At 46.3% G+C, this 24892-nt stretch carries 24 protein-coding genes; 2 read left to right on the forward strand and 22 right to left on the reverse strand.

What is annotated here, in order from left to right:
- Positions 1–22 precede the first annotated feature (22 nt).
- The 19 genes from HP548_RS09085 to HP548_RS09175 all read right to left on the reverse strand — a co-directional run bounded on the left by HP548_RS09085 (position 23) and on the right by HP548_RS09175 (position 17268).
- Positions 23–661, reverse strand: a complete 639-nt coding sequence (locus HP548_RS09085; RefSeq protein WP_076287510.1) for a ThuA domain-containing protein — start codon at positions 659–661, stop codon at positions 23–25.
- Positions 662–696: 35 nt separating this feature from the next.
- Positions 697–1416, reverse strand: a complete 720-nt coding sequence (locus HP548_RS09090) for an SDR family oxidoreductase (protein WP_175381457.1) — start codon at positions 1414–1416, stop codon at positions 697–699.
- A 277-nt stretch (positions 1417–1693) separates the two neighbouring features.
- Complete coding sequence (locus HP548_RS09095) at positions 1694–2530, reverse strand: uroporphyrinogen-III synthase (protein ID WP_175381458.1); 837 nt, start codon at positions 2528–2530, stop codon at positions 1694–1696.
- Between the two features lie 129 nt (positions 2531–2659).
- Entirely contained in the window at positions 2660–3865 is a 1206-nt protein-coding gene (locus HP548_RS09100; RefSeq protein ID WP_076287508.1) for a GerAB/ArcD/ProY family transporter, read from the reverse strand.
- A 45-nt stretch (positions 3866–3910) separates the two neighbouring features.
- A complete protein-coding gene (locus tag HP548_RS09105; RefSeq protein WP_076287507.1) occupies positions 3911–4132 on the reverse strand; it encodes a hypothetical protein in 222 nt (73 codons plus the stop codon).
- Positions 4125–5372, reverse strand: a complete 1248-nt coding sequence (locus HP548_RS09110; protein WP_083678742.1) for a Ger(x)C family spore germination protein — start codon at positions 5370–5372, stop codon at positions 4125–4127. Before HP548_RS09110 ends, HP548_RS09105 begins: the two co-directional genes overlap by 8 nt.
- A complete protein-coding gene (locus HP548_RS09115; protein ID WP_409347648.1) occupies positions 5329–6789 on the reverse strand; it encodes a spore germination protein in 1461 nt (486 codons plus the stop codon). The genes HP548_RS09110 and HP548_RS09115 overlap by 44 nt, the downstream gene beginning before the upstream one ends.
- Positions 6790–7091: 302 nt before the next feature.
- Positions 7092–8078, reverse strand: coding sequence for a siderophore ABC transporter substrate-binding protein (locus HP548_RS09120; protein ID WP_175381460.1), 987 nt, complete (start codon positions 8076–8078; stop codon positions 7092–7094).
- A 38-nt stretch (positions 8079–8116) separates the two neighbouring features.
- Positions 8117–8875: an ATP-binding cassette domain-containing protein gene (locus HP548_RS09125; protein WP_175381461.1), complete on the reverse strand. Its 759-nt coding sequence runs from the start codon at positions 8873–8875 to the stop codon at positions 8117–8119.
- Entirely contained in the window at positions 8869–9831 is a 963-nt protein-coding gene (locus tag HP548_RS09130) for an iron chelate uptake ABC transporter family permease subunit (protein WP_175381530.1), read from the reverse strand. The genes HP548_RS09125 and HP548_RS09130 overlap by 7 nt, the downstream gene beginning before the upstream one ends.
- Positions 9832–9833: 2 nt before the next feature.
- Positions 9834–10787, reverse strand: a complete 954-nt coding sequence (locus HP548_RS09135; RefSeq protein ID WP_175381462.1) for an ABC transporter permease — start codon at positions 10785–10787, stop codon at positions 9834–9836.
- 241 nt (positions 10788–11028) lie between these two features.
- The gene (locus HP548_RS09140; RefSeq protein ID WP_076287501.1) at positions 11029–11364 is read right to left on the reverse strand and encodes a hypothetical protein; all 336 of its coding nucleotides are present in this window, start codon (positions 11362–11364) and stop codon (positions 11029–11031) included.
- A 48-nt stretch (positions 11365–11412) separates the two neighbouring features.
- Positions 11413–12114 carry a pirin family protein gene (locus HP548_RS09145; protein WP_175381463.1) on the reverse strand — a complete coding sequence of 234 codons (702 nt, stop codon included), beginning with the start codon at positions 12112–12114 and terminating at the stop codon, positions 11413–11415.
- Between the two features lie 225 nt (positions 12115–12339).
- Positions 12340–12750, reverse strand: coding sequence for a DoxX family protein (locus tag HP548_RS09150; protein ID WP_099857390.1), 411 nt, complete (start codon positions 12748–12750; stop codon positions 12340–12342).
- Positions 12751–12790: 40 nt separating this feature from the next.
- Complete coding sequence (locus HP548_RS09155) at positions 12791–13651, reverse strand: M56 family metallopeptidase (protein WP_175381464.1); 861 nt, start codon at positions 13649–13651, stop codon at positions 12791–12793.
- 1 nt (position 13652) lies between these two features.
- Positions 13653–14069 (reverse strand): BlaI/MecI/CopY family transcriptional regulator, encoded by a 417-nt coding sequence (locus tag HP548_RS09160; RefSeq protein WP_076287498.1) that lies wholly within the window; start codon positions 14067–14069, stop codon positions 13653–13655.
- A gap of 243 nt (positions 14070–14312) precedes the next feature.
- Entirely contained in the window at positions 14313–15776 is a 1464-nt protein-coding gene (locus tag HP548_RS09165; protein WP_113052987.1) for a catalase, read from the reverse strand.
- Between the two features lie 314 nt (positions 15777–16090).
- Positions 16091–16897 carry a winged helix-turn-helix transcriptional regulator gene (locus HP548_RS09170; protein WP_099857384.1) on the reverse strand — a complete coding sequence of 269 codons (807 nt, stop codon included), beginning with the start codon at positions 16895–16897 and terminating at the stop codon, positions 16091–16093.
- Positions 16873–17268: a Fur family transcriptional regulator gene (locus HP548_RS09175; RefSeq protein ID WP_076287495.1), complete on the reverse strand. Its 396-nt coding sequence runs from the start codon at positions 17266–17268 to the stop codon at positions 16873–16875. The genes HP548_RS09170 and HP548_RS09175 overlap by 25 nt, the downstream gene beginning before the upstream one ends.
- A gap of 276 nt (positions 17269–17544) precedes the next feature.
- Between HP548_RS09175 and HP548_RS09180 the strand changes: the two genes are divergently transcribed.
- A complete protein-coding gene (locus HP548_RS09180) occupies positions 17545–18672 on the forward strand; it encodes a GGDEF domain-containing protein (RefSeq protein ID WP_076287494.1) in 1128 nt (375 codons plus the stop codon).
- A gap of 131 nt (positions 18673–18803) precedes the next feature.
- Here HP548_RS09180 and HP548_RS09185 read toward each other — a convergent pair whose 3' ends face one another.
- Together HP548_RS09185 and HP548_RS09190 are read right to left on the reverse strand one after the other, a co-directional pair.
- Complete coding sequence (locus HP548_RS09185; RefSeq protein WP_063567219.1) at positions 18804–19742, reverse strand: aldo/keto reductase family protein; 939 nt, start codon at positions 19740–19742, stop codon at positions 18804–18806.
- Positions 19743–19947: 205 nt separating this feature from the next.
- Entirely contained in the window at positions 19948–21594 is a 1647-nt protein-coding gene (locus HP548_RS09190; RefSeq protein WP_175381465.1) for a cellulase family glycosylhydrolase, read from the reverse strand.
- 303 nt (positions 21595–21897) lie between these two features.
- Here HP548_RS09190 and HP548_RS09195 point away from each other — a divergent pair, with 303 nt between their 5' ends.
- The gene (locus HP548_RS09195; RefSeq protein WP_076287493.1) at positions 21898–22911 is read left to right on the forward strand and encodes a LacI family DNA-binding transcriptional regulator; all 1014 of its coding nucleotides are present in this window, start codon (positions 21898–21900) and stop codon (positions 22909–22911) included.
- Between the two features lie 49 nt (positions 22912–22960).
- Here HP548_RS09195 and HP548_RS09200 read toward each other — a convergent pair whose 3' ends face one another.
- Positions 22961–24601, reverse strand: coding sequence for a hybrid sensor histidine kinase/response regulator (locus HP548_RS09200; RefSeq protein WP_175381466.1), 1641 nt, complete (start codon positions 24599–24601; stop codon positions 22961–22963).
- Between the last annotated feature and the right edge of the window lie 291 nt (positions 24602–24892).

The raw sequence follows: 24892 nt of genomic DNA on the forward strand, positions 1-24892 counted from the left end.
GCTCACAAAAGAAACGGTCCGGCTATACGTAACGCGCAGCCCATTTTCCTGCCTGCAGAATCAACTGACGATAGGTTTCATGGGCAAAAGATGGTACATGATGTCCTGGCATAAGGTAAACAATGCGTCCAAGACCATATCTATGCGCCCATGCTGCAGGTTTCGGTCCTTCTTCGGATTGATACTCCAGCAGAACTTTCGTTTCTGCAAATGAACCGAACTCGAACTGATAAGGCTCTTCCTCCATTGTAAATCCCGAAATGCCTTCCGTCACTGGATGGCTCTCTGCCGTTACTGTGAACTCCAACGGGGCATAAGGTGGATGATGCAGGAATTTGGCACCGATCATCTGCTTCAGCTCATAACGATTTTGGAGCGAAATTCCGTTATGTATAATGACCAGTCCACCTCCATTACTAACATAGGACAATAAGCCTGCTGTCTGCTGTGGAGAGACTTTTCCCTTCCAATCATCCATGTAACAGATACACACATCAAATCCGGTTATATTTTCTTGCAGCAGCATGTTGCGATTCTCACTGCACTGCACAGTCATAGTATCGTGAAAAATCCGACTAATTTCCGCATCCACACCTTGCAGCGGATGCCAGTCCGGATGAGTATAATCACCAAGTAACAACGCTTTTTTACGATGATCCATCAATAAAAACTCCTTTCAAATTACCCATAACAGAATTACCAAGGAAGGGTATCCCCCTTGTAATCTACATACGCAGGCTGATCTCCCATGAACTCCTTATGGCGATCGATGAGTGCTGTGATATATTGAGCCGATTGATCTGGTGTGAGGTCTGCATCGGTATTCAATTCCCCGCTCATATAACTCTGTACCCAGCCGGGATGTATCAGCATCACTTGCCCACCCTCATTTCTCAGACCATTGTGCACAAGGCGAGCCTGCATGTTTAACGCAGATTTGGACATACAATAGGCAAACCATCCATCCCGGCTGCACTGTTCAATACTGCCTGCCTCCGAAGATATATCGACAATCAGCTTGTTAGTCCCTTGCAGAAGGAGGGGCAACAGGGCATGAGTCACACGCAATGTCCCCAAGGTATTTACGTTGAATACTTCTGCCATCTCCGCCATATTTAACGGTCCGCGGATATGATCCGTAATACTTCCTAGTATAGCCGCATTATTGATAAGCATATCCAAATGCTCAGTATCCAGCTTAAGTGTCTCCGTGAACAAAGCTACGGACAGATCATCCGCAATATCCAGTTCAATGACGCGTAAATGTTTTGGATAGGCATCCGTCAAAGTACGAATCCCTTGGGACTCTTCCATGTCCAACCCTGCCGCATAAACGATATAACCTCTCTTCAGCATTTGTGCCGTCAGAGCCAACCCCAGTCCCCGGGCCGCCCCGGTTACACATACGGTTTTCATCATGCTGTCCCTCCCTCACAAGCTTAATCTGTCTTTAATTCATTCCACATTATTATCCAAAAACCTTTAATTATGAATGGGTACAACTAACTTCACGACCAAAGTCTCAGGTGGATTCCCTTGAATCAGAGTCGTTCAGCTTATAGAAAGTGAACCGGTCACAGAGACAAAAACAAAAAAAGTTCTGACCCGTATAGCGGATCAGAACCGGGAACAACGAGGCATCGTAAATACGTTTTATTCAACGCATCCATATGAGTCCAGACGGGATCACATGTTACTGCAGAAGCTGAGCCTTGTCCGCAGATTGGGCAGCGTAATAACGCCCCAACTCAACGATTAGTGCTCCCATCTTCTCATCCTCCGGAACTACGAGCGCCTCAATACCTTCTTCACGCATCGCGTTTGCCGTAACCCTGCCCACCGAAGCAGGCACCACGCCTTGGCGGAAGGCTTCCTGCATGGATTCGAGTTTGCCCTTTGATGCCGCATACTCAACCAAAAAACGTACTTGCGGTCCACTTGTAAACGCGACAGCATCAACCTCATGCCGCAAAATCTCATTCAACAACTGTTCCAGTTCACCCTCTTCGGGTGGGACGTGACGATAAGGAAGCACCTGACGTACTTGAGCCCCTTGTTCCTCCAGCCAACCGACCAACTTGGGCGCAGTTTCCCCGTGCAGTTGCAACATGACCTTCTGTTCCTTAAGTTCATGCGGCGCAAATTCACGAATCAGCCCGTCTGTGCTACCATCATCATCCCGCACGAGCGGGGTCAGTTTACGTTTTCGGAGTGCATTGACTGTTTTGTACCCTCTTGCTGCAATCAAAGATTCCGATAAAACGTCCAGCAATTGATCAGCAATCTCCATATCCTCAGCCATATCAAAAATAGCGTCCAATCCCATACCCGTGGTTAATACCGTCCAGTCTGGCGGGTCGGATATCCAGGATACGAGACCATCCCGAATATTACGATCGTCCAGAAAAACAGTTCCCTGTGCAGGTCGAACTAGTGGAATCCCGCCCATTTTCTCAACCAGCAAGGACATCTCTTTGGATTTTCGTGGTCCTGTCAATGCTACGCGTATACCTGCCAAATGTTGAGCCATCCATGTTCCCCCCGTTAATTCAGCCGAATGTCATCAGTCTGACTACAGTATACAGGGTACTTCTATGGAGGGAAACCGAGTTTCCCCTCTTTTCAGTGGTTCATCTATAACGATTTTTGATGGGATATATCAGGAAGGCTGTAGTTCTCCACCCTGAAGTCCTTCATGTTTGTCCCCGTCGGAATTCTCTCTGTCCTGTGATGTTTTCCCTTGTTTGTCCTCTTTTGGTTGCTGCTTTTGTTTCTGGTTATCTGTTGTCCGTCGATCATTCGCACCTTTTTTGCGAGGACGAAGAAACACGAAGAGTATGATGGGAAATAGCACCTCGAACACAATCCCGATCCATGTCCATTCACGTGTAAAGCGGAAGAGCTGAACAGCGTTTTTGAAAAACCAGAAGGCACAGACAAATCCGATCAAAGCAACTGGCCCTGTCATGACTTTTCCCGAGACCTTCGGAATCATTCGTTTCAGTCCCCAACAGACAAAATACAGATCAAATGCGATCTTTGTAATTAACGTAGGCAGCGTTACGGCTGCTAGCGCAAGGTCAAATCGATCAAGGAAATCACTAATTTGCAGTTGCCTTGCAAGCTCATAGGAAGGATAAACCAGTCTGGATGCAATGGGTACTCCCACCGCCAAGATGGTTTCGATGACAATCAGCATCATGATCAGTGCTGTGATCGTAATCCCCCACATAACCGACTTGAATCGAAAATCACTGCCTTTAATTACAAAGGGGATGGCAATCATCTCACCAAAAAAAGAAAATATGTACCAGCTTCCCCTGCCAACACCAGTAACATCGATGTCAAAATAGGGCATAAGATTATCCATGTTTATTTGCTGAATGAGCATAAACGGCAAAATCAATGAATTCAGCACAAACAACGTAACATAGAGCTCGGACATCCCTATTAAGGACCCCAACCCTCCCCTCACGATAAAAACAACCATAACCAAGAGGCTCAATACAATGATGGAAATCGGGGTCGTCTCCAGCAAGGTAATACTTACATAGTCACCGATTAGTCGGATATCACGGGCAAATATAAAGAGAAAAAACAGGATATACAACAGACCTGTCACACGACCCAAAAAGGGGAAACGCTCCACTAGAGATTCAAACAGATCACGATCGGGGAACCGTCGCTGAACACGGCTTAACATCCATAGTGATGCCACCATGACAAGAAACACAGGGATATAAGATAAATAGGCGTGCTGTTCAGCATAAAAAATGGCTTGTGCATGGGGTTGCATCAACGTGCCTGTAGTTCCGAGCAGCATGATGAGCAGCACCAACTGACGACTGGTCACTTTTTGATTCATGGAATACCTCCTTTCTGTCTTATGCTTCAAAATTCGTTGAAAAGCCTAAGGTAACGGTAGCCAACGTTGAATTAACTGGGTTAGCCAAGCCGAAATAAAGACGGTTTTGCTCAAATTAGTCACATAGAACCAAATCCCGGCGCTGATGGCGATTATTCCGTAGGATAACCACCGATTAATGGCCGCTGCCTGCCTCACATGTTTGAAGTCCATGATGATTACGGCAATAACCATACCCAAATAAGTGAACAACAGCGGCTTAATCATGGACAATATCCTCCTCTTGTAATCCAATCGGTTTATTGATAACCCCTACATTTTCAATTATGATGTGTGGTTCAATAATTACCTTTACATCCGGATAGATATCATCCCACCGATCCCTCATTTTTTTCCATTCCCGAGGAAGTTGCTGATGAATGGAACGACCCAGACCCAAGATATCCGCAGGATATTGTTTTTGAATCAGCCTGATCCCTTCCTTAATGTCATCTTCAATTTTCTGGTGAAGGGCCTGAGTAAGGCTCTGCATCTCCTGGTCTCGCAAATCACCATAATTGGATTCGTTATCTACCATGACTCCCTTGGCATACAACTCGATCGTCACCGTGACTTTCCCGTTTTCAACATGAGGATGCAAGGATGAGTTATTCTCGTTTAATTTAATGAACACATCACCTTTTCCACGCGGAGCCTTTACCATCACTTCCGGCTCATTGGCTTCACCCATGGCTAAAATAAGCGCATCAGCGGGAGCTTTCTCTATCATGCCTACCAGTTTGTCCTTCTTGAAAATAGCGATTCCATCTAACTTGATGTTCGTCTTAACGTCCTTCCAGTTACTCGGCACATTGTCAGCAGTCGAAGCAACTGGTAGAAATGGATCTACTCCTTCGGAAAGAATCGCATCCGTAAATGTCTTGAGTGAACGTGGTCTGCGCATATTCAGGAAACACAGTTCGCGTACCATTTCAGAAGGAAATTTTTCAATTGGCGCATCGGTATCCAGCACTTTGTACGCAGATCCTTTGGTAACAATCGGTAGCGCAGAGAGTCGGTTAAGCGGGTAACGTGTAAGTAAGTCCAGCATGGGAGCAACACCTTCACGTGCAAGCTCTTCTCCGATCAGCATGGTACGTCGATGTGCATAATAAAGCTCACGGGAAAGTGCCTTTTGGCCTTCAATTGAAGTCCCGCGCAAGGTTTTGGCTGTAGTGGATAACATGAACCACGATTTGTCGCCACTTGTGCCCCCACCACCGCCTTCACTTCCAGAGGAACCGGACTGGCCGGGAAGGGCAATTTGCAGACTGGTTCTGAAATTATCCTCTTCCTTGTCGATAGCGAGACCAATGACAAAAGCGATATCATTAATCTCCTTCCGATCCCAGCAACCTGATATGAAAATAGTACATAGGAGCAGTATGGCTACCGCCCGTCGTTTACGGATGAGAACCATGTGCTCACCACCCTTCTTCTGCTTCAGGCGAACCGTTGATCTTTTCATTCATCCGCTGCTGGTCACGATGAACCGTTGAAGGACGATTGATCATCTTCCACCATGGTGTACGAATAACAATATCCTTGGTATCCGTCTTGCTATAGGGGCTGAGACCTGACAGATAAGGTACCCCAAAAGAGGTCATTTGTGTTAGATGTACCGAGATCAGCACCAGTCCGATTACAATGCCATATAAGCCAAGCGCACCGGCAAGTAACATGATGGGAAAACGCAGCAACCGAACCGTAATGGCAAAGTTAAAACGTGGGATGGTGAACGACGCAATCCCTGTCATCGATACAATGATAACCATGGGCGCCGACACGATCCCCGCCTGAACGGCTGCTTGTCCAATCACAAGTGCCCCCAAAATGCTGACGGCTTGACCTACCGTTTTCGGTAACCTGACCCCCGCTTCTCGCAAAGCCTCGAATGATAGCTCCATAATGAGGGCTTCAACCAGTGCAGGGAATGGAATGGCCTCCCTTGCCCCGGCAATACTCAGAATCAGCGTGGTAGGCAACATATCCTGATGGAAGGTTGTAATGGCGATATAGAGTGCAGGCAGAAATAAAGCGATAGCTACAAACAAAAACCGAATCCACCGCACCAGATTGCTGATAAAGAACCGTTCGTAATAATCCTCACTCGCCTGAAGCATCTGCCACATGGTTACTGGGGCAATAAGGACAAACGGACTACCATCCACAAAAATGGCAAATCGTCCTTCCAGCAAGTTTCCCGCCACTGTATCCGGACGTTCGGTATAATGCATCTGCGGAAAAGGGGAATACGGATGATCTTCTATCAATTCCTCAATATAACCGGACTCAAGAATCCCATCGATTTTGATCTTGTTGAGGCGTTTTTTGACATCCTTAATCAGCTTGGGATCAGCGATATCGCTGATGTAGGTCAGTACGACATTGGTTTTGGTCTCAGTTCCAATCGTCATGCTTAACATCTTAAGTGCAGGTGTTTTCAGCTTGAAACGAAGCAAAGCTGTGTTCACCCGCAATGTCTCGGTGAAGCCTTCGCGTGGTCCTCGGATAACCGACTCGGTCTGGGGTTCCTCGACACCACGCCTCACACCGCCCTTGACGTTAAATAGCCAAGCCTCTTTGCTTCCGTTGATCAACAGCAGTGCGGAGGATTCCAGCACACCCTCTGCTGCGTCTGCCCAGGTATCCACTTTCTTCACCTGCGTCAGAGCAATTCGTGTATCATCCAGAGGAGCCGCAGGTTCATCAGTACGTTGCTCGATCAGACCCCGAATGAGAGGCCGAAGCATATGATCCTGAATATCTGCCGAATTCACGATGCCTTCGATGTATACAAGCAGTCCTTCCACTTCAGATGAAATCTTGACATTGCGGAAAACCACATCCGAGCAATCCGAGAAAATGTCTTCCAGTGCCAACATATGGCTTTCATGTGAAAGGCTTATCGGTTGCCTCAAAATAGGGGGAGACGGCAGCCCCAAAGGGATGTGTTTCTTCTTTTCTGAATCCCCGGAACCATTTTTCCCTGATGTTTTGTCCGCCATATGCCGCCCTCCGTTCCTGTTTTTTTATACAAGGTAGCTTGTGCCAGAGCGCGCAGAATTATGTGATCTTTTTATAAAAATCCAGATACCTTCTTCAACTAGGGCAACAAAAAAAGGCCTCTGTATGGATAACAGAGACCTTCGAGCCTAATTAAACTAATGCGTCAATCTTCATTCACTTAATTGATACTCTCGTCCACTTCTTTAATCATTTCTTGAATGGATTCCAAACCACCACCGGACAAGTACCAGTAATCCGGGTCAAGATAAACAATGTGTCCATCTTTATAAGCATTCGTATTTTTGACCAAATCGTTCTCAATAACCTGTTTGGCTGGAGTTGCCTCACCACTGCCTGCAACCACCGCACTCCGATCTACCACGAACAGATAATCTGGATTTTTCTCCATAACATATTCAAATGAAACGCTCTGCCCATGAGTGGACACTTCAATATTTGCATCTGCGGGAGTAAAACCGAACACATCATGTATGATACCAAATCGGGAACCTGCACCATAAGCGCTCAATTTACCTTCGTTCGTCAGAACAACCAGTGCATTCTTTCCAGCAGCCGTTACTTTATCTTTCAAAGCTTTAACAGAGGTATCAATTGATGCCAGTGCCTCTTCTGCTTCTTTTTCTTTACCAAAGATCTCTCCAAGTGTCTTCACATTCGAAGTCAGGGAGTTCATATAATCTTCTGTATCTACCGCCATATAAATAGTTGGTGCGATCTCGCTCAACTCTTCATATGAGTCTTGCAGTCGTCCTGAGATGATAATCAGGTCAGGCTTCAGGGCATTTACTTTCTCAAAATCAGCCTCTTTCAAACCGCCAACATTGGCGTACTTTGCATCGTTATACTTTTCCAGATAAGAAGGAACTCCCTCCTGAGGTACACCGGCAACCTCTACCCCGAGCTGATCCAATGTATCCAGCACCCCATAGTCGAACACAACCACTTTCTCCGGATTCTTCTTCACTGTTGTATTGCCAAGTTTATGTTTAATGACGATTTCATCGTTGGACTGATCTGCTGCTGCATTCGCTTCTGATCCTGTGCCACTGCTGGAACCTGTATTTTCTGCTGTTTTATTTCCACCGCAAGCTGCCAGAACAACCGACAACACGACAAGCAACGTAAACAACCAACCCTTTTTCATAAATAGACACCTCTCGCTCTCTCTATATTGGTTTAACTTTAAGCAAAATACACACAAATCTTACGCCCATCAATCCATTGCACAGGGATGTGCATGTCATATACTTTCTGCAATACGTCCGTATTAATGATTTCCTCCGTTTTACCTTCCTGCACGACACGCCCATCTTTGAGTGCCACGATATAGTCTGAGTAACAGGAGGCAAAATTGATGTCATGAATGACAATAACAATCGTCTTGCCCAATTCATCCACCATTTTACGAAGCACCTTCATAATCTGCACGGAATGTTTCATGTCCAAATTATTCAAGGGTTCATCTAGGAGAATATACTCGGTGTTCTGCGCGATAACCATGGCAATGTAAGCCCGCTGTCGCTGTCCACCGCTTAGCTCATCCAAATACTTTTTGCGGAATGGAGCCAGTTCCATATAATCGATGGCTTCCTGAATCCACTGCCGATCCTCTGCCGTGAGTCTTCCTTGTGAATATGGAAAACGTCCAAAAGCAACCAGATCCTCCACCGTCAACCTGATATTTATGTGATTAGATTGCTTAAGTACTGATATTTTTTTTGACAGATCCTTGTTCTTCCAGCCTTCGATCTCTTGCCCTTCGATCAGGACTTGTCCTGCATCCTTGCTAATTAGCCTGGTGATCATGGATAACAGTGTACTTTTGCCTGCACCATTGGGGCCAATAAATGAAGTGATTTTCCCTTTGGCAATATTCAGTGATACGTCATCCACTACCCGGACGCCGCCGTATTGTTTGGTTACATTTCTGACTTCTACCACGACTTATTCTCCTTTAGCAGTAAATAGATGAAGTACACACCGCCTACAAAATTGATAATGACACTTACTGTAGTAGCAAAAGTAAATACCCGCTCCACAATGAGCTGTCCACCGACCAATGAAACCACAGCTATAATGACTGAACCCCAGATCAGCACTTTATGACGATGTGATCGGAATATCTGATGCGCCAGATTCACGACCAGCAGTCCCAGGAACATGATTGGTCCAACAAGCGCTGTGGAGATTGACACCAGAACCATCACAACCAGCAGCAACCTTTTCACAATGTATTGGTAGTCCACCCCAAGATTAACCGCGTGATCTTTACCAAGAGACAGTACGTCGAGATACTTAGTAAACTTCTGTGCATACAGCAGGATCAAAATAATAGCCACCATAGAGATGATCAGCAGATCCGTATTCACATTGTTAAAACTTGCAAACATCTTGCCCTGCAGTACAAGGAACTCATTTGGATCAATCAGTACCTCCATGAAGGAGGACATGCTCTGAAACAGCGTACCCAGAATAAGGCCAACGAGCAGCAGTAAATAGATATTGCGCCCCCGTTCTCTACGGAACATGAGCTGATGCAGGAGTAAGGCAAACAAGGTCATTAACAGGACAGATACCGCAAAGTTAAGGTTTTTGTTCACAAAGCTGATATGCGTGCTCCCAAACACAAACACGGCAAAGGTCTGAAACAACATATACAGGGAGTCAAGTCCCATAATGCCAGGCGTAAGAATTCGATTGTTGGTTATCGTTTGGAAAATGGCAGTGGAGTACGCGATGCAAGCACCCGTGAGCACAATAGCAAGAATCTTTTTTCCTCTGCGAGGCAGAATATAATCCCAATTGCCCCCGGATTGAATGACCAGAAATACACCAATCAACAGCACTGCCGCTGTAATCAAAATGCCAAATTTCCAGGTATTCGCCGTATACTTCATTCTCATGATTCATAAGCCTTTCTTCGAAGCAGTAAATACAGGAACAACACACTGCCCACAACGCCCACAGTCAAACTGATGGAGAGCTGATAAGGATAAATAATCAATTGACCCAAAATATCGCAGACCAGAACAAAAATTGCACCGAGCACTGCCGTATGAGGCAATGTATCCCGCAAGTTGTCACCCTTATACAACGTCACAATATTCGGTACTACAAGACCCAGAAACGGGATTGTACCTACCGTAATAATGACGACGGCTGAAACCAGTGCAACCAGAATCAGTCCGAGATTAACCACTTTGCGATAAGCCAGTCCAAGGTTGGTTGAGAAATCTTCACCCATGCCTGCAAGTGTAAAGCGATTAGCGAACAGATATACGATAATGAGCAGCGGAATACTGATATAGATCAGTTCATAACGTCCCTTCATAATCGTGGAGAAGTCACCTTGCAGCCAGGATGACATGTTCTGGATCAAATCGTTCTTGTAAGCAAAAAAAGTCGTGACTGAGCTTACAATATTGCCAAACATCAAACCGAGGAGAGCGATGTATATCGTATCCTTGAATTTGACTTTCTCCAGTATCCGCATAAAGATTAGCGTTCCAGCCAGTGCGAAGGTAAAAGCAACCAGCATTTTCTGCAGTGGAGAAGCTCCAGGGAACCACATCAAAGTAACAAGGATACCCAACCGGGCTGAGTCCATTGTTCCGGCCGTTGTCGGAGACACAAAACGGTTGCGAGTCAGCTGCTGCATGATTAGTCCAATCACACTCATACTGATACCTGCGACAAGGATGCTGATTAGGCGGGGAAAACGACTGACTTGTAACACCTGAAGCTGGACTGGGGTCAAATGAAATATATCCATGGGTGAAATGTCTGAATTGCCAATAAACAGGTATACGATAGACAAAAAAGCCAGTACGATCAACATATAGCCTAACTTCATCTCTCTACTAATCCCCTCACCAATAGCCGTAAAACACTTCTAGTTGTTCTACTTCGTGTCATTTGATATTGATACTCATTATCAATTAGGCTAATTATATCGATATTAATTTCGTTATGTCAACCTTCCTTTGCTTCTCTTTTGCTAAATTTCATGAAACAACCTGAAACACATATAATTCAAAATTAATTGTATATAAGGAAAAAGACCTTCCAATTGGAAGGTCTTTTTAATCATTCGGTTAGTCGGCAAAATAATCTTCAGGAATATAGCGGATCTCAGATTCCGCATATATAGTCAATGTATGGCGTTCTCCATCATACTGCACCTGGTCTCCCTGAACGTAATACCAGTGCTTCACCAAGGGCTGATCTTTACGCTGTACAAAGCGAAACACATTGAGCTCCTGTCTAAGCTCCATAATGCTATCCACCACCTGTTGTTCCAGACCCGTAACGGTAAAAACAAAACCAGTGCCTTCTTTTTGATAACGATAGGACATCGAGTCTGTTTTGCTGTTAACCAGCCCTCGCCCAGTCACTGCATGCTTAACCATGAACCATTCCTGCTGCGTCATAAAAGTACATCCTCCTTTGATCTTGGAGTTTCAATCTATTTCGGTAATCTAGGGCAGATCGATCAACATATAGAAAGAGTCCTCGCTTGCATCCAGGTTCATGGATGTCGTCTGTTCCACACGAGCCGTATCCCCTTCATTTAACTGATACTCTCCGTTCAAGCTAAGCTTGCCTTCTATAGCAAAAATGTACATGCGGCGATCTTCCGCCTGTTCATATGTTAATGCCTTGCCTGCGGCCAATCGGCCAAGATAGATGGTCATATCCTGATGAATGGATGCAATACGCGCCCCACCTTCAGGGGATACCACGGGTACGAGTGCTCCCACAAGTACATCTGGATCAAAAGAAGTTGTCTCATAAGACGGCTCAAGCCCTTTCGTATGTGGCATGAACCAAAGCTGTAATATACGCACTTCTTCAGAATCCGAGGCATTGTGTTCGGTATGGATCATGCCACTGCCTGCTGACATGCGCTGAATCCCACCAAATGATGTTACAGCCACATTGCCCAGGTTATCTTCATGACGCAGTTTCCCGTTCAACACGATGGACACAATCTCCATATCACTATGCGGGTGTGCACCGAAACCACGACCAGGAGCAATTACATCGTCGTTAGCTACCCGCATGGGTCCAAACGAAGTATTCTCCGGGTCCTGATATTCACCGAAGGAAAAGCTGTGATTGCCGCGCAGCCAGCCCCGGTCGAAGCTGGAGCGGGAATCGGATGGAATGACGTTAATCATAAAGCGCACCCTCCTTTATATCCTCTTATTTTTTCTTAGTTGCATACTTATTCTCATTGTACCAAATCGATGGGCTTGTCGTCCAAAACAAAAAGCCATTTCCCGCTTCGAACGGATCACACGTATAATTACGCGTAATCCGAACTAGCGAGAAAAGGCCACTATGCAGGATATACCTGCTTGAATGAACTTGTTATCTATCCCTATTGGATGGATATAAACCCGTTATGCACGCACATTCTGACGAGCGTTCCCTTGTCTGGAGAAGAAATGATCCACCGCCAGGAAACGGCTGCCTGTGAAGAGCAGTGTCAACGAACCCGCCAGCAGCAGGTAATCAAACTCGGTACCACTCATGAACGGCTGTCCCACTTTGGCAGTGAGCAGAACCCCACCCATCACTACGATGAACAATGCAGCAAATACACGTGTTCCCAAGCCCAGAATCATGGCTGCACCACCCACAAGCTCAATGATCGCTACAACAGATGCCAGAAAACCAGGAATGCCGATACTTTCAAAGAAACCGACTGTACCACTAATTCCACCTTCGAATTTGCTCCAACCATGTAATACAAAGATGAGACCAATCATGATCCTTGAGAAAAACAAACCAATCTCCACACTTCTATTCATATTCATCTTCCTCCTTGGAGTTTAAGTTCAACGTTACCTTTCACCCAATTGACCAAACAAACAAGACAGACAGCAGCAGGATCACTGTGGCAGAAATGAATACCGCATAGCGGGGAAGCGACAGTGAAACATCCTGTTCCGGGTCTAATAAACGGGAAATACGTACATTCACCGAAGTATCGGCAAAAGACGATTGAATAGCTGTCTCTCTAATTCTCCAAGGTTCAGGGCAAGCCCGGATCAGTTTGAGCAGTGCACTACCAATGCCCGCAGCGTTCCCTGTACGTTCAATTGCTTCATTGTCAGCCAGTATTTCTCTAATGATCTTGTAATGTTTTGAAGTATGCTTCAACACCGGAATATAAGGCATCATCACGGCAAATACCGACAATAATGTCGTCTTGAGTGGATCACGATGCCACAGATGGTGCACTTCATGATACACAACCGCTCTTTCTTCTTCAGCATCCAGCATCGTGAGCAGCCCTGTGGAAAGTACAATACAAGGTTTCCAGAGACCAATCGTAAATGCCACCGGTGACGGCTTGTCCACCACAATGAATCCAGGTTGTTTCAGATGACGGTACCGCGCCTGAAGATCCTGAGACATGGCTCTATCTTCCATTGACCGAAGCTTCAGTACCGCTGCACGTGTCTTCATCATCCGATCGAACAGCAACCAGCCTGTTCCTGCAAAAGTCAGGAGAACCAGTGCCATAAGAACATGCCCCATGGATAACCAGCCCAGCCTGCTCATCCAGTGATTACATAGCCAGAGCAGATTAAACGGAATGTCCCAACCGAAAATTTTGTACATCGCGTACATGAACATCTGCATGAACACGAATAACGGAATGCCAAACCCGACGGTAAACAACAGCTTCGAGCGGGCCTTCCACATGTCAATCGCTATCCTTTTTCCATTGCTTAATCTTCTGCTCCAGACGCTCAATCAACCCTGCATCTGCTTCATCCAGCGCATCCAGCATGTGATTCACAGCAAGTACCCCGAATTCATCCACCAACTCATGTGACAATTCCTTGGATTGGTCGTTCATAAACTCCTCCCTGCTCTGTACCGGATGGTACAGTGACGTTCGGCCCTTCTGCGACTTGTGGAGCAGTTCCTTGTCCACGAGGCGATTCATCACCGTCATGACAGTATTGAAATTAACGTCTTTATCTTTTTCTAATGCGGTTTGCACTTCGCGAATGCTACTGCCTGGACGCGCCCATAAAATGTCCATAATCTTCGCCTCAAGCGGACCGAAAAACCGGTTCAGTCCACGCTCACCCACTTTAAAATTGTGTATTCTCATGTTCAGACACCCCTCACACTACTCATTGTAGTGCCAACAAACGAGAAGTCAACCTCTATGTCAGCTATTTATTGTAAATGATTTGTAAATATGTTTTCCATTTCAGAATATTATTTGGATGCACAAGATCAGCTTAGCGTTAAAAAAAACCTAAAGACCGGGCAGGTCTGCTATTCTGCAGACCTGCCCGGTCTAATTCATAAATCGAATATTCATTTCTGAAATAATGATGAGATCAGTGCTTTATTTACGATCCTGTGAGGGCATAAATGCGGAAATATCCACACCCAGTCCATGAGCCAAACGACCACCGAGCTGTCCATCTGCCTGGAAGAAATGGCACAAGGCACGTAGCTGGGTCTGTTCCGGTACTGCCTTCAAGTCATTGATCAGGTTATCAAGCAGATGTTGCTGCTCCACCGCCGTGAATGAACGGAACAACTCCCCTGACTGCGTATAGTTATCGGTTTTCTCAATTTTCTCACGCGTAACATGGCCCTGTAACGGAGCTTGACTGTCACGATATTCAGGTGCTTCCTCCGGGCTATTGCCTGAGCTATTCGGTTCATAGTTTACCGGGGACGGGTCCTGATTCACATTCATCAATCCATCACGCTGATGATTGCGAACCGGAGCATAAGGGCAGTTCACCGGAATCTGCAAATAGTTTGGTCCGAGCCGATGGCGCTGTGTATCCGGATAGGAGAACAGGCGGCCTTGCAGCAATTTATCTTCGGAAGGCTCGATTCCAGGCACCAAAGCGCTTGGTGAAAAGGCTGCTTGCTCTACTTCTGCGAAGAAGTTTTGTGGATTTCGGTTCAATGTCATGGTTCCGATCGTCTGGAACGGCAGTACATCTTCCGGCCAAGTCTTGGTTGGGTCGAGCGGATCGAAGGCGAAATCATCCATCTGCTCCGGTTTCAGCAACTGTACCTGTAGCTTCCACTGCGGGTATTGCCCGTTTTTGATATGATCGTGTAAATCCCGGGTGGCATGGTTGAAATCCTGTCCTTGCACCTCAGCTGCCTCTTGACGTGAGAAACCTCGTACGCCTTGGGCCGATTCCCACTTGTATTTCACATAATGGACTTGCCCTTGAGCATTAATCCATTTGAAGGCGTGTACGCCGAATCCATCCATTTCACGGTAACTTGCTGGTGTACCCAGATCGGAGAACAACCAGGTCATCATATGAGTCGACTCGGGTGATAGTGTCATGAAGTCCCAGTAGCGTGCAGGGTCCTGGATATTCGTATCCGGCGCAGGCTTCAGGGAATGAACCATATCCGGGAACTTCATGGCATCACGGATGAAAAAGACGGGCAAGTGGTTACCCACAATATCGTAGTTCCCTTCACGGGTGTAGAACTTCACGGCAAATCCACGTGGATCACGCGCTGTCTCCGGCGAACCCGTGCCGTGAATTACAGTCGAGAACCGCACCAGTACATCCGTCTCTGTTCCCGGGTCTTGTAAGAAATCGGCTGTCGTATAAGCCTTCATGCTCTTCTCCAGCGTAAACACGCCATGTGCACCGGCACCTCTAGCATGAACGACCCGTTCCGGAATACGCTCACGGTCAAAGTGTGCGATCTTCTCAAGCAGATGATAATCCTCAAGTAATGTGGGGCCTCTTCTTCCTGCGGTACGGGAGTTTTGGTTATCACCTACGGGTGCGCCCTGATTGGTTGTCATGCGTTCTGTCATATCGTTATCCTCCTCATGTTGGTCTCATGCCTGCTGTATATACTCTATTAAAATCATATTCGCCATCGGATTAAATATACATTTAGACTTGATCTAACTGTTAAATTGATTCTAACATGTCCCACTCGCCCCTTGCATGAGGTTCGTATGAGATTAAGATGAGTTTCTTGCTCATTTCATGAATGAAATATGAATATCCACTTGGAGTAAGATGAGCATTGAGCCATTCCGATTGGCTTGATCTACTCCATCTAGTGGATATACCCGCATACGAGTGACATGAACAGCATTTTGTGTGCACAAAAAAAAGCGGACTAATCCGCCAGGCGGTAGCCCACTCCTCTTACCGTTACTATATATTGAGGCGAAGCCGCGTTATCGCCAAGTTTTTTGCGTAAGCTTTTGATATGAACATCCACCACATTACTTCCACCTGTAAAATCAGTCTCCCAAATATCGCTGAGCATCTCCTCACGGGAAATCACTGCACCTTTGGCATCAATCAGTTTTAGCAGCAGATCATATTCTGTCTTGGTCAAATGAATACGGTCATTATTGCGATGCACACTCATCCGCTCACGATCCAGCCATAGATCCTTGAAAGCGATGCGTTGGCCTTCCTGAGGGAGAAATCCGCGTTTCGGTGCTGCAGGGCTATTGCCAATCATGCGTTGCACACGATACAACGCTTCCTGAGGACGGGCCGGCCAGACCAGCAATTCCTCCTGAAGCATCGGTCCACTGGCACTGCCAATCATCTTCTCCCCCACCAGATACAGACACGGTGTTGCATGTTCTGCTTCACGATTCAATCGGCTGCTGATTCCCGCAAAAGCATCAATGGTTCCAGCAACAGACAGGTCATAGATTAAAAGATCAAATACAAGCCGTTCATGCAAATCAGGCTCCCAGCGGTGGAACACCAGCACATCGAAGCAGCTGTCCGTCAAAGCCTTGACCAGTTCATGTACCTGCCCGGGCATCGGACTGATCAGAATGACCCGTCTCGTGACCGGGCAATTATCCACAAGGGGAGTTGAATCCGCAAGGGCAGGCTTGACCCGGAGCGGCAGACGACGGCCGGACAGGTTGATTTTTACTTGACCCGTTTGTTTCTGCATTCCGCGCAGACACCTCCAAAGACCACATGAGCGTGATCAATCGCATACCCGGTCTCCTCCGCAACTTGCTTCATCCATTGGGGAGGAACTTCCGTCATGACTTCATCTACCTTGCCGCACACTTCACACATAATATGTTGATGTTCGTCCATGCGGGCATCATAACGACTAGCCGTTTCGCCCAACTTGAGCTCCCGAATCAATTCTTTATCTGTTAAATATCGGAGTGAATTATATACCGTACCATAAGCCAAATTATAACCTTGCTCCACCAGACGGTTCATCACTTCTGCTGCCGTTGGATGGTCTTCGGAATGACGGACTACATCGTAAACGGCTTGACGCTGTATCGTCAGATTTAGAGTTCTCACCAGCAATTCTCCTTTATTAACCCATTCAATAGTATATAAGATGACACAGCAATCTACTGATTGCTATGATTCCCTGAAACATCAAAATCAATTTTGATTTAGATTAAGTATAAATCTCATTGTATAATGAAGTCAATATCCGACTATTTTATTCATGAATAGTGATATCCAAACCATCTTCTACGTAGCCATCACCCCTACTTGGGATAATATGGTTCGCTACTATACTGCTTTTCAGCTAAAATATAGTAATGTGCGCTAAAGGAGGGATGCTTGTTGCTAAGCACGTTTTTCGTCAATCTCTGTGTCATGATCACGTTCATGTATGTGTCCGGAATCATAGCCAAATTCTATCGTATCCGCGTTCCCTTTCCCTCGATGCGTGTTCAGATGATCGGTGGTCTGCTGTTCGGGATCTATGGAACGGTACTGATGAACTATTCCTTTCCTTTAAATGAAACTACCATTGTAGATTTACGTCATTTGGCTATTGTCACAGCCGCCGTATATTTAGGAGGACTGGCTTCGGTCATCTCGGGACTTGTCATTTCCATCCTTCGTATTATCATGTTTGGAATGTCTTCCGCTGCCATCGATGCAGCATTCGTCATGACGATCATCGGACTGTCCGGTGTATATTTTGCCTATGCTCCCTGGTCCCGATTAACCAAAATTATTACCATGAACCTGCTGGGTATGACGCTGATCTTTGTGATCCTAATGCTGAATACAACCAGCATGAACTCACTATTGAAAGTATATCCTTTACAGATGACCATTTCTTTTGTCGGTGGAATCTTTATTTATTTCATCGCAGAATTCATTAATAAATCGAATGAGATGTTGTTTCTGCTCGAACGCAAAGCGACCACCGATCATCTTACCAACCTCAGTAATCGCAGACAATTTGAGAAATCACTTGAGTTTGAACTAGAACGGGCACGTGAGTACAAACAAAAACTATCGCTACTAGTCATCGACATCGACCGGTTCAAAAAAGTAAATGACACTTTCGGTCATACTTCAGGTGATGCGGTTCTAAAACAACTCGGACAATTGCTCATTGAGCATGCCCGCTCAGCAGATATCGTCTCTCGGAACGGAGGCGAGGAATTCGCTATACTATTGCTCGATTGTGGTCATCACCAAGCCATGGCCATTGCCGAGTCCATCAGACAATCGGTTGAGAAGTACCATTTTGCGCTGCCTGATGGCAATACGATCCGGCTGACTATCTCTATCGGGGTCGCTGTTTTTCCAGATCACTGTGACGACCGGGATGATAACGATTTCTTTGAACAGGCAGACCGTGCATTATATGAAGCCAAGAATACGGGCCGGAACCGGGTATGTGCTATTCCGTTGCGTTCCAGGTCGCTCTCCAGCGGCCAAAGCTCATTCTAATCTCATACTCAAAAAGGGATGTCCCCATAGCCTACAGGCTAGCCAGGACATCCCTTTCTTATCTCACATTTTGCATCCTTCGAATCAACTCGCTTATGGGTACAAGAACAACCTGTGGAGTTGAGTTTGCCTTAAGCTAAGATTTGTTCGATTTCTTCAACGATGGCAGCATCCAGCTTCACTCCGGAAGCGGCTGCGTTCTCTTTCACCTGTTCAGGACGGCTTGCTCCAACAAGCGCACTGGACACGTTATTCTGGCGCAGAATCCACGCCAGAGCCAATTGGCCGACTTTCAGGTCCAGTTTGTCTGCCACTTCAATTAACTGGCGAACCTTGCCAATCCGGTCAGCGTTAATCTTCCCTTCATCCCATCCCAGCTTCGCTGCCCGGCTGTTCTCGGGAATATCGGACACCGAAGTGTATTTCCCGGTCAACAATCCTTGTGCCAGCGGGGAGTAGACAACTTGTCCAATTCCTTTGCGCTCACCCAACGGGATGATTTCACTTTCGATGTAGCGGTCAAACATGTTGTACACCGGCTGGTTCACCACGATATGATCAAGCAACAGGCGATCAGCGGTACCCAACGCAGCTTCCATTTGTGCCGCGGTCCATTGACTAACACCTACGTAGAGCACCTTGCCTTGGCGCACCAGATCATCAAGTGCTCGCAGTGTCTCTTCAATCGGTGTTTCGGTATGATAGCGATGGCAATAATATATGTCTACATAATCAACACCCAGCCGTTGCAAGCTGGCTTCGCATTGTTCCTTAATATGTTTACGGGATAACCCTTGGTCATTTGGACCGTCACCCATTTTACCAAATACCTTGGTTGCAAGGACATAGGAGTCGCGGGAATACGCTTTCAACGTCTGCCCCAGCAGTTCTTCTGCTGCACCCCGCTCGTAGACATTGGCTGTATCAAAAAAGTTGATGCCTTCATCGAATGCGGCTTCAATTGATTTCACCGCGTTTTCACGTTCCACATATCCTCCATATGTCAGCCAGCTTCCCAGGCTAATCTCGCTTACTTTCAGTCCGCTTCCACCTAATCTACGGTATTCCATTGAATGCACATCCTCCTCTAAACTGATTAATGATGAAGTTCCCTTTCTATTGTATCGTATTCGGCTCGGATTAAAAGGGCTTTGGAGCAGAATTTGGGAAATAGATAGGGGTGAATATGAAAAGCTCCGCTAAATAGCGGAGCCACGATACAAGTCACTATGTTACGGTTACTTCATATTATTTATGACTGGGCGCTAGTTTGTCTTAGTTAGCTGTTACGATAAATTGTTCCCATGCTCCGCCCACAGCGTTACGATTGGCATACAGCACGCCTCCGTTATTCAGATCCGCACTGACATATTTACCGTTCGCCACGGATTTGAAGGCAACCAGTCCTCCGCCCAATTCTTCTCGGGTAAACTTCTCCCATGTGGATGGGTATGTGGCCGAGGCGATCAAACGCCCGCCATTATTCAGATCGGCTTGCACATATTTAATATTGCTCATCGACAGCAAAGATACCGTACCATCCGAATTCTGGATGATTTTGAACCTTTCCCAATGTCCGGCAGTATCCCGATTGGCCACCAGCGCATCTGCACCGCCATTCTCTGCGCTGACAAAAGTGCCATTGGCGTTGGCTTTCAGATTGGACCATGTCTCTGTAAAGGAAGCCGTTCCCGTATGTTTCTTGACCACATTCTGGAACGAGGTATTAGAGGCAAAGTTCGCCGTAGTGAACTTGCTCCATTTTGAAGCAATTGTTGCCGCGCTGTCGGTATTCAGGTTCGGCGCCGGGTTGTTGTTATTATTGTAATAGCCCCAAGTTCCACCCCCTTTGACCTTATAACTCCAGTTCGTCCATGAAGCATTCAGTGAATTCAGACCGGATAGCCACTTCTCGGTCAGATCATCCTGACCAAACGAGAACTCGCCCGCTAACACTGGAACGTTCCAATTCTTCTGATAGGACGCCATATCTTTCAGCCAGCGATCCATCTCCGAATTGGTCAAATCCCAGTTGTTATAATCCGTGAATTGATAATGGTGCGTCTGATACATCACATTCGTCCACCCATAAGTCGTTGGTGGAGAAGCTGCCCACCAGTCGAAGAATGCCGCGATGATGATCATGTGATCGGCATCCTTGGCACGGACGGCTTTGTACATCCGGTCATAGAAATCCATCTTTTGCTTGATTTGAGCAGCATTCTCACCCGTTCCCATGGTCACAAGAGGTTCATTGAGCAAGTCGTACGCAGCAACGGTTGGATTGCCTTTGTAACGTGTTGCCATCCGTTCCCAGATCTGAATAGTCCAGTTCTGGTATGTAGAATTGGTCCACAGTTGGTTGGAATTTTCCTGACCGCAGGAATGCCATGGACAAGCTGCTCCCGGTGCACCGTGCAGATCGAGAATGACATACAGGTTTCGTTTGCCCGCTTCATCAATCAGCCAATCCAGTTTGCGGAACGTAACCGAATCAGGCTTCATGACACCGCTGGTGTTCATAAAATCCTCCCAATAGATCGGCACACGCACAACGTTCATGCCCCAGTTCTTGATGTTATCCAGATCACCAGCCTGAATCCAGGTGTCCTGATATCCATTGATCAGACTCTGTGCACCCGATTCCCCAAAACGATTCGTCAACGTGCGACGCAGCGTGTACTCATCTACCGCTCCAGAGGGCGTCATCCATTCTTCCTGCAGCAGCCAGCCACCCAAATTTGTTCCACGCAGATTTACCACATTGCCTGTTCCCGAATTATTGCGGACAACCGTCCCATTAGCCTTCAGGAAATCCCCTGATCCAAAAGCCGCACTGGCCTTCGGTGAACCTACGGCCGAAGCCAGCAGGCCCAGCAGCAGACAGCTGCACAACAGCATGATAGTGCTCTTCTTCAACATGTTGACGCCTCCCTTAAATGGTCATATCTTGAGGTATGACTGAACCAGGATGCAGCACTCACGGCGGGTAACGATAATGCTATATAAACAGCGGGTATACGGAGGGTACGATCCATGGATGTCCGCTATTTATCACAAGTGAAGGGATGGTGAAATCGATTACATTTTATTTAATATTAAACCCTTTATCTCTCCACTATCCCCAATTATTGTTTCAAACGGTTATAACTTGTAATCGTTTTCAATTGGAATTATAATGAATTTGAATTAATTGTCAATCACTTATTTGGAGTTGTGAAGAATATGGATGTCAAAATCATTGATGTAGCTGCCATTGCAGGTGTGTCCCCGGCAACCGTATCGCGGGTCATTAATCAGCACAGCAAAGTAAGCACCAAGACCAAAGATAAGGTGATGCGCGCCATAGAGCAACTGGGGTATCACCCCAACGCAGCAGCCAAGAATCTTCGTTCACAGAGAACCATGACGATTGGCGTCATCGTTCCGGATATTAACAACTCCTATTATGCCGAAATTATTAAAGGAATTGAGAACATCGCCTACGCTCGCCATTACAAGGTCATTATATGTGATGCTCATAACCTGAAAGAGCGAGAAGTCGATTATCTTAATTTGCTACTCGATCGGACCATTGACGGTGTCATCATTATCACGCCCATGCTGGCGGATGAGGAATTATTCCAGCTTGCAGATAAGGGATATCGTATTGGCATCGTTGGTAAATACATCGAACATGATCAGATCCCGTGTATATATACAGACAACGTGAAATTTTCCCAGGAAGTTGTTCAGCATCTCGTTGAGGCCGGACATCGGAATATCGTTTTCCTAAACGGTTATCCTGAAGCGATCGACAGCTATGAACGGCTAGAAGGCTACTTGAAGGCCCTGCGCAATCATCAGATTCCGTTCCGTCCCGAACTGATTGAGAATGGGAACTTCAATGAGGAAGGTGGGTACGAGGCCATCAAAAGATTGTTTAACAAAGGCCTGTCCTTCTCCGCTGTATATGCGGCAAATGATGAGATGGCGCTAGGTGTATACAAAGCATGTACGGAATACGGAATACGCATTCCCGAGCAATTGGCTATCGTAGGTGTAGATAACAATCGAATCAGCAAATACATCCATCCTACGCTAAGTTCGGTGAACCAGCCCAAGTATACGATGGGGGCTATTCTTATGGAGAAGATGATTGATACGATGAATACGAATGAATTTCAGGATAAACGTGTATTTAAAGTCGACTCGGAGCTGCTTGTTCGAGCTTCATCTTCCTTCAAAATAACAACATAAAAGCGCACCTGTGACAGGTGCGCCTAGTTTAATATATTTTCTCATGTTCTTAATGCACAATGATGCTTAACGCATTCAACAAATCAGCCTGCTTCACCGGCTTGGTCAGGACCGCATCGAAGACTTCCGCTTCATGCGGATCGATATGCATACCATACGGAATCAGAACGATGACCGGTGAATCTGTAACCAGGCGCTTCAGCTTGTGTACAAAATCCACAGCACCGCCCTCCAGCAGTCCCATATCCACAACGGCCACGTCAGGCTTAAAGCCATCCTGTATCCAGTCGTACGCTTCAGTCGTAACCGAGGTCATATGCACATCCATCTCCCATCTGCGCATCAGGGACGAAGCCCCTTGCAGAATGTCAGGGTCCTTGGCAAGCAGCACCTTTTTGCCCTTCAGTCGATGCTGTATATTGGCAAGCTGAGGCAGTTCCCAATGTCTGCGGAGCGGTAGGCAGATCTCGAATTCTGTCTCCTTGTCTCCCATGCCATGCACCTGAATACGGCCATTCATAAGGATGGCGAGGTTTTGGCTGACCGCCAGTCCGAGATTGGTTCCAACCAGCTTCTGTGTACTTATATTTCCGTCCAAATTGTTAATTGCTCTAAGCTTATTGTCCGAAGACAACATGCGTCCGGTGTATTTCACTTGGAGTTGAAGGATACCCTCATCCTCTGCATCTCCACCATCTACGGTTGCCGTAATCAATACCGAGCCTGTCCGTGTTGAATCTATAGCATACTGAATGACATGGGCCAATAGTTGCCCGATCTTGATTTCATCCCCAACAAAAACCTGGGACACATTCAAATCAAGGTTCAATCCCAGCTCAATGTTCTTGCTCAGCGCCAGTCCCGCATAGAGATAAACGGTATTCTCAATCGTCGCTACCAGATCAAATGGATCATCATGTACGACCGTTTTGCCTGCGTCATTGACGTTATTAAAACTCATCATGTTATTCAACAGGGAAAGCAGAATGTTACCGCTGGTTTCAATCATATTCACATATTCTGTCTGCTCGTCCGACATATCCGGTGTACGCATCAGGTCGGTTAATCCCAGAATGCCGTTCAGGGGATTACGAATCTCGTGGCTCATCAGCGACAGCATCTGCGTCTTGGTCATCGCCTCAGACTCCGCACGTTCCTTCTCTGCCTGCAATTGCTCTTGTAATTGCTCCGAATCATTCAGCTTCTGTTCCTGAACTTGAAGCGTATCTTCCAGATCCACCACATACCCGAGAAAAACGGCCATGGCTTGCAGTGTTTTCATATCCGTTTCACTGATCACATAATCAGGATCATCCATCAGACAGATCGTACCGAACGTTTCCCCGGACCTCCGCATGATGGGAATCCCCACAAAGAAACGATTGCCCAGTCCGCTTGTTACGTCCATTGATTTCGTTAGAGGATGTTCACATGTATCCGTGATGATCAGACTGCTGCCCTTATCTCTTAAAACCAGGCTGCAATATGAAGCTTCAAATGGAAGTTCACTACCTTTGGCGATCAACTCTTCCTCACGGTTAAAAGCCTCGATAATAACATTGGTCACGCCATCATTCGTGGCAACGAAGATGGTGTTCACCTTTAAGATTCCGCTTAATACGTCAACAATATGGGACGCGGCTTCCTGTATATTTTCATAGAAGCCCCTTGTAATGCTTACCGTTCCCATGACTCACCCCTCTTGTCTTAGCTGCATTTCAAATCCGTATTCCACAGTATGATTCAATCGATTAACGAGGGTTCAAATATTCCGAAACAGCTGTCACAAACTATTCATATATGAAGTTTTCTATCCTTTTTTTCAAGCATCGTCAACTGAACTTGCACAGTAAATAGAAATTATACGCTTACCCTCCAGCTTTGAAAACCTTTATCACTCAGGGCTATAAATCATGACAGTCGACCAGCCTCTCCCATGTGATCATTATCACACCTAAATAACAATATATAGTTTATAAAT

The sequence above is a fragment of the Paenibacillus taichungensis genome (assembly GCF_013359905.1).
GTDB lineage: Bacteria > Bacillota > Bacilli > Paenibacillales > Paenibacillaceae > Paenibacillus > Paenibacillus taichungensis.

Excerpts from the sequence above, each read along its gene's own strand:
- HP548_RS09170 (WP_099857384.1), bottom strand. The coding sequence starts at position 16,897 with ATGCAGAAACAAACGGGTCAAGTAAAAATCAACCTGTCCGGCCGTCGT.
- HP548_RS09120 (WP_175381460.1), bottom strand. The coding sequence starts at position 8,078 with ATGAAAAAGGGTTGGTTGTTTACGTTGCTTGTCGTGTTGTCGGTTGTT.
- HP548_RS09130 (WP_175381530.1), bottom strand. The coding sequence starts at position 9,831 with ATGAAGTATACGGCGAATACCTGGAAATTTGGCATTTTGATTACAGCG.
- HP548_RS09165 (WP_113052987.1), bottom strand. The coding sequence starts at position 15,776 with ATGACAGAACGCATGACAACCAATCAGGGCGCACCCGTAGGTGATAAC.
- HP548_RS09160 (WP_076287498.1), bottom strand. The coding sequence starts at position 14,069 with ATGAGAATACACAATTTTAAAGTGGGTGAGCGTGGACTGAACCGGTTT.
- HP548_RS09135 (WP_175381462.1), bottom strand. The coding sequence starts at position 10,787 with ATGAAGTTAGGCTATATGTTGATCGTACTGGCTTTTTTGTCTATCGTA.
- HP548_RS09195 (WP_076287493.1), top strand. The coding sequence starts at position 21,898 with ATGGATGTCAAAATCATTGATGTAGCTGCCATTGCAGGTGTGTCCCCG.
- HP548_RS09100 (WP_076287508.1), bottom strand. The coding sequence starts at position 3,865 with ATGAATCAAAAAGTGACCAGTCGTCAGTTGGTGCTGCTCATCATGCTG.
- HP548_RS09140 (WP_076287501.1), bottom strand. The coding sequence starts at position 11,364 with ATGACGCAGCAGGAATGGTTCATGGTTAAGCATGCAGTGACTGGGCGA.
- HP548_RS09155 (WP_175381464.1), bottom strand. The coding sequence starts at position 13,651 with ATGTGGAAGGCCCGCTCGAAGCTGTTGTTTACCGTCGGGTTTGGCATT.
- HP548_RS09145 (WP_175381463.1), bottom strand. The coding sequence starts at position 12,114 with ATGATTAACGTCATTCCATCCGATTCCCGCTCCAGCTTCGACCGGGGC.
- HP548_RS09115 (WP_409347648.1), bottom strand. The coding sequence starts at position 6,789 with ATGTTGGCACTGGAAGACATTTTCTCGGATTGCTCGGATGTGGTTTTC.
- HP548_RS09090 (WP_175381457.1), bottom strand. The coding sequence starts at position 1,416 with ATGAAAACCGTATGTGTAACCGGGGCGGCCCGGGGACTGGGGTTGGCT.
- HP548_RS09085 (WP_076287510.1), bottom strand. The coding sequence starts at position 661 with ATGGATCATCGTAAAAAAGCGTTGTTACTTGGTGATTATACTCATCCG.
- HP548_RS09095 (WP_175381458.1), bottom strand. The coding sequence starts at position 2,530 with ATGGCTCAACATTTGGCAGGTATACGCGTAGCATTGACAGGACCACGA.
- HP548_RS09200 (WP_175381466.1), bottom strand. The coding sequence starts at position 24,601 with ATGGGAACGGTAAGCATTACAAGGGGCTTCTATGAAAATATACAGGAA.
- HP548_RS09150 (WP_099857390.1), bottom strand. The coding sequence starts at position 12,750 with ATGAATAGAAGTGTGGAGATTGGTTTGTTTTTCTCAAGGATCATGATT.
- HP548_RS09105 (WP_076287507.1), bottom strand. The coding sequence starts at position 4,132 with ATGATTAAGCCGCTGTTGTTCACTTATTTGGGTATGGTTATTGCCGTA.
- HP548_RS09190 (WP_175381465.1), bottom strand. The coding sequence starts at position 21,594 with ATGTTGAAGAAGAGCACTATCATGCTGTTGTGCAGCTGTCTGCTGCTG.
- HP548_RS09110 (WP_083678742.1), bottom strand. The coding sequence starts at position 5,372 with ATGAAAAGATCAACGGTTCGCCTGAAGCAGAAGAAGGGTGGTGAGCAC.
- HP548_RS09185 (WP_063567219.1), bottom strand. The coding sequence starts at position 19,742 with ATGGAATACCGTAGATTAGGTGGAAGCGGACTGAAAGTAAGCGAGATT.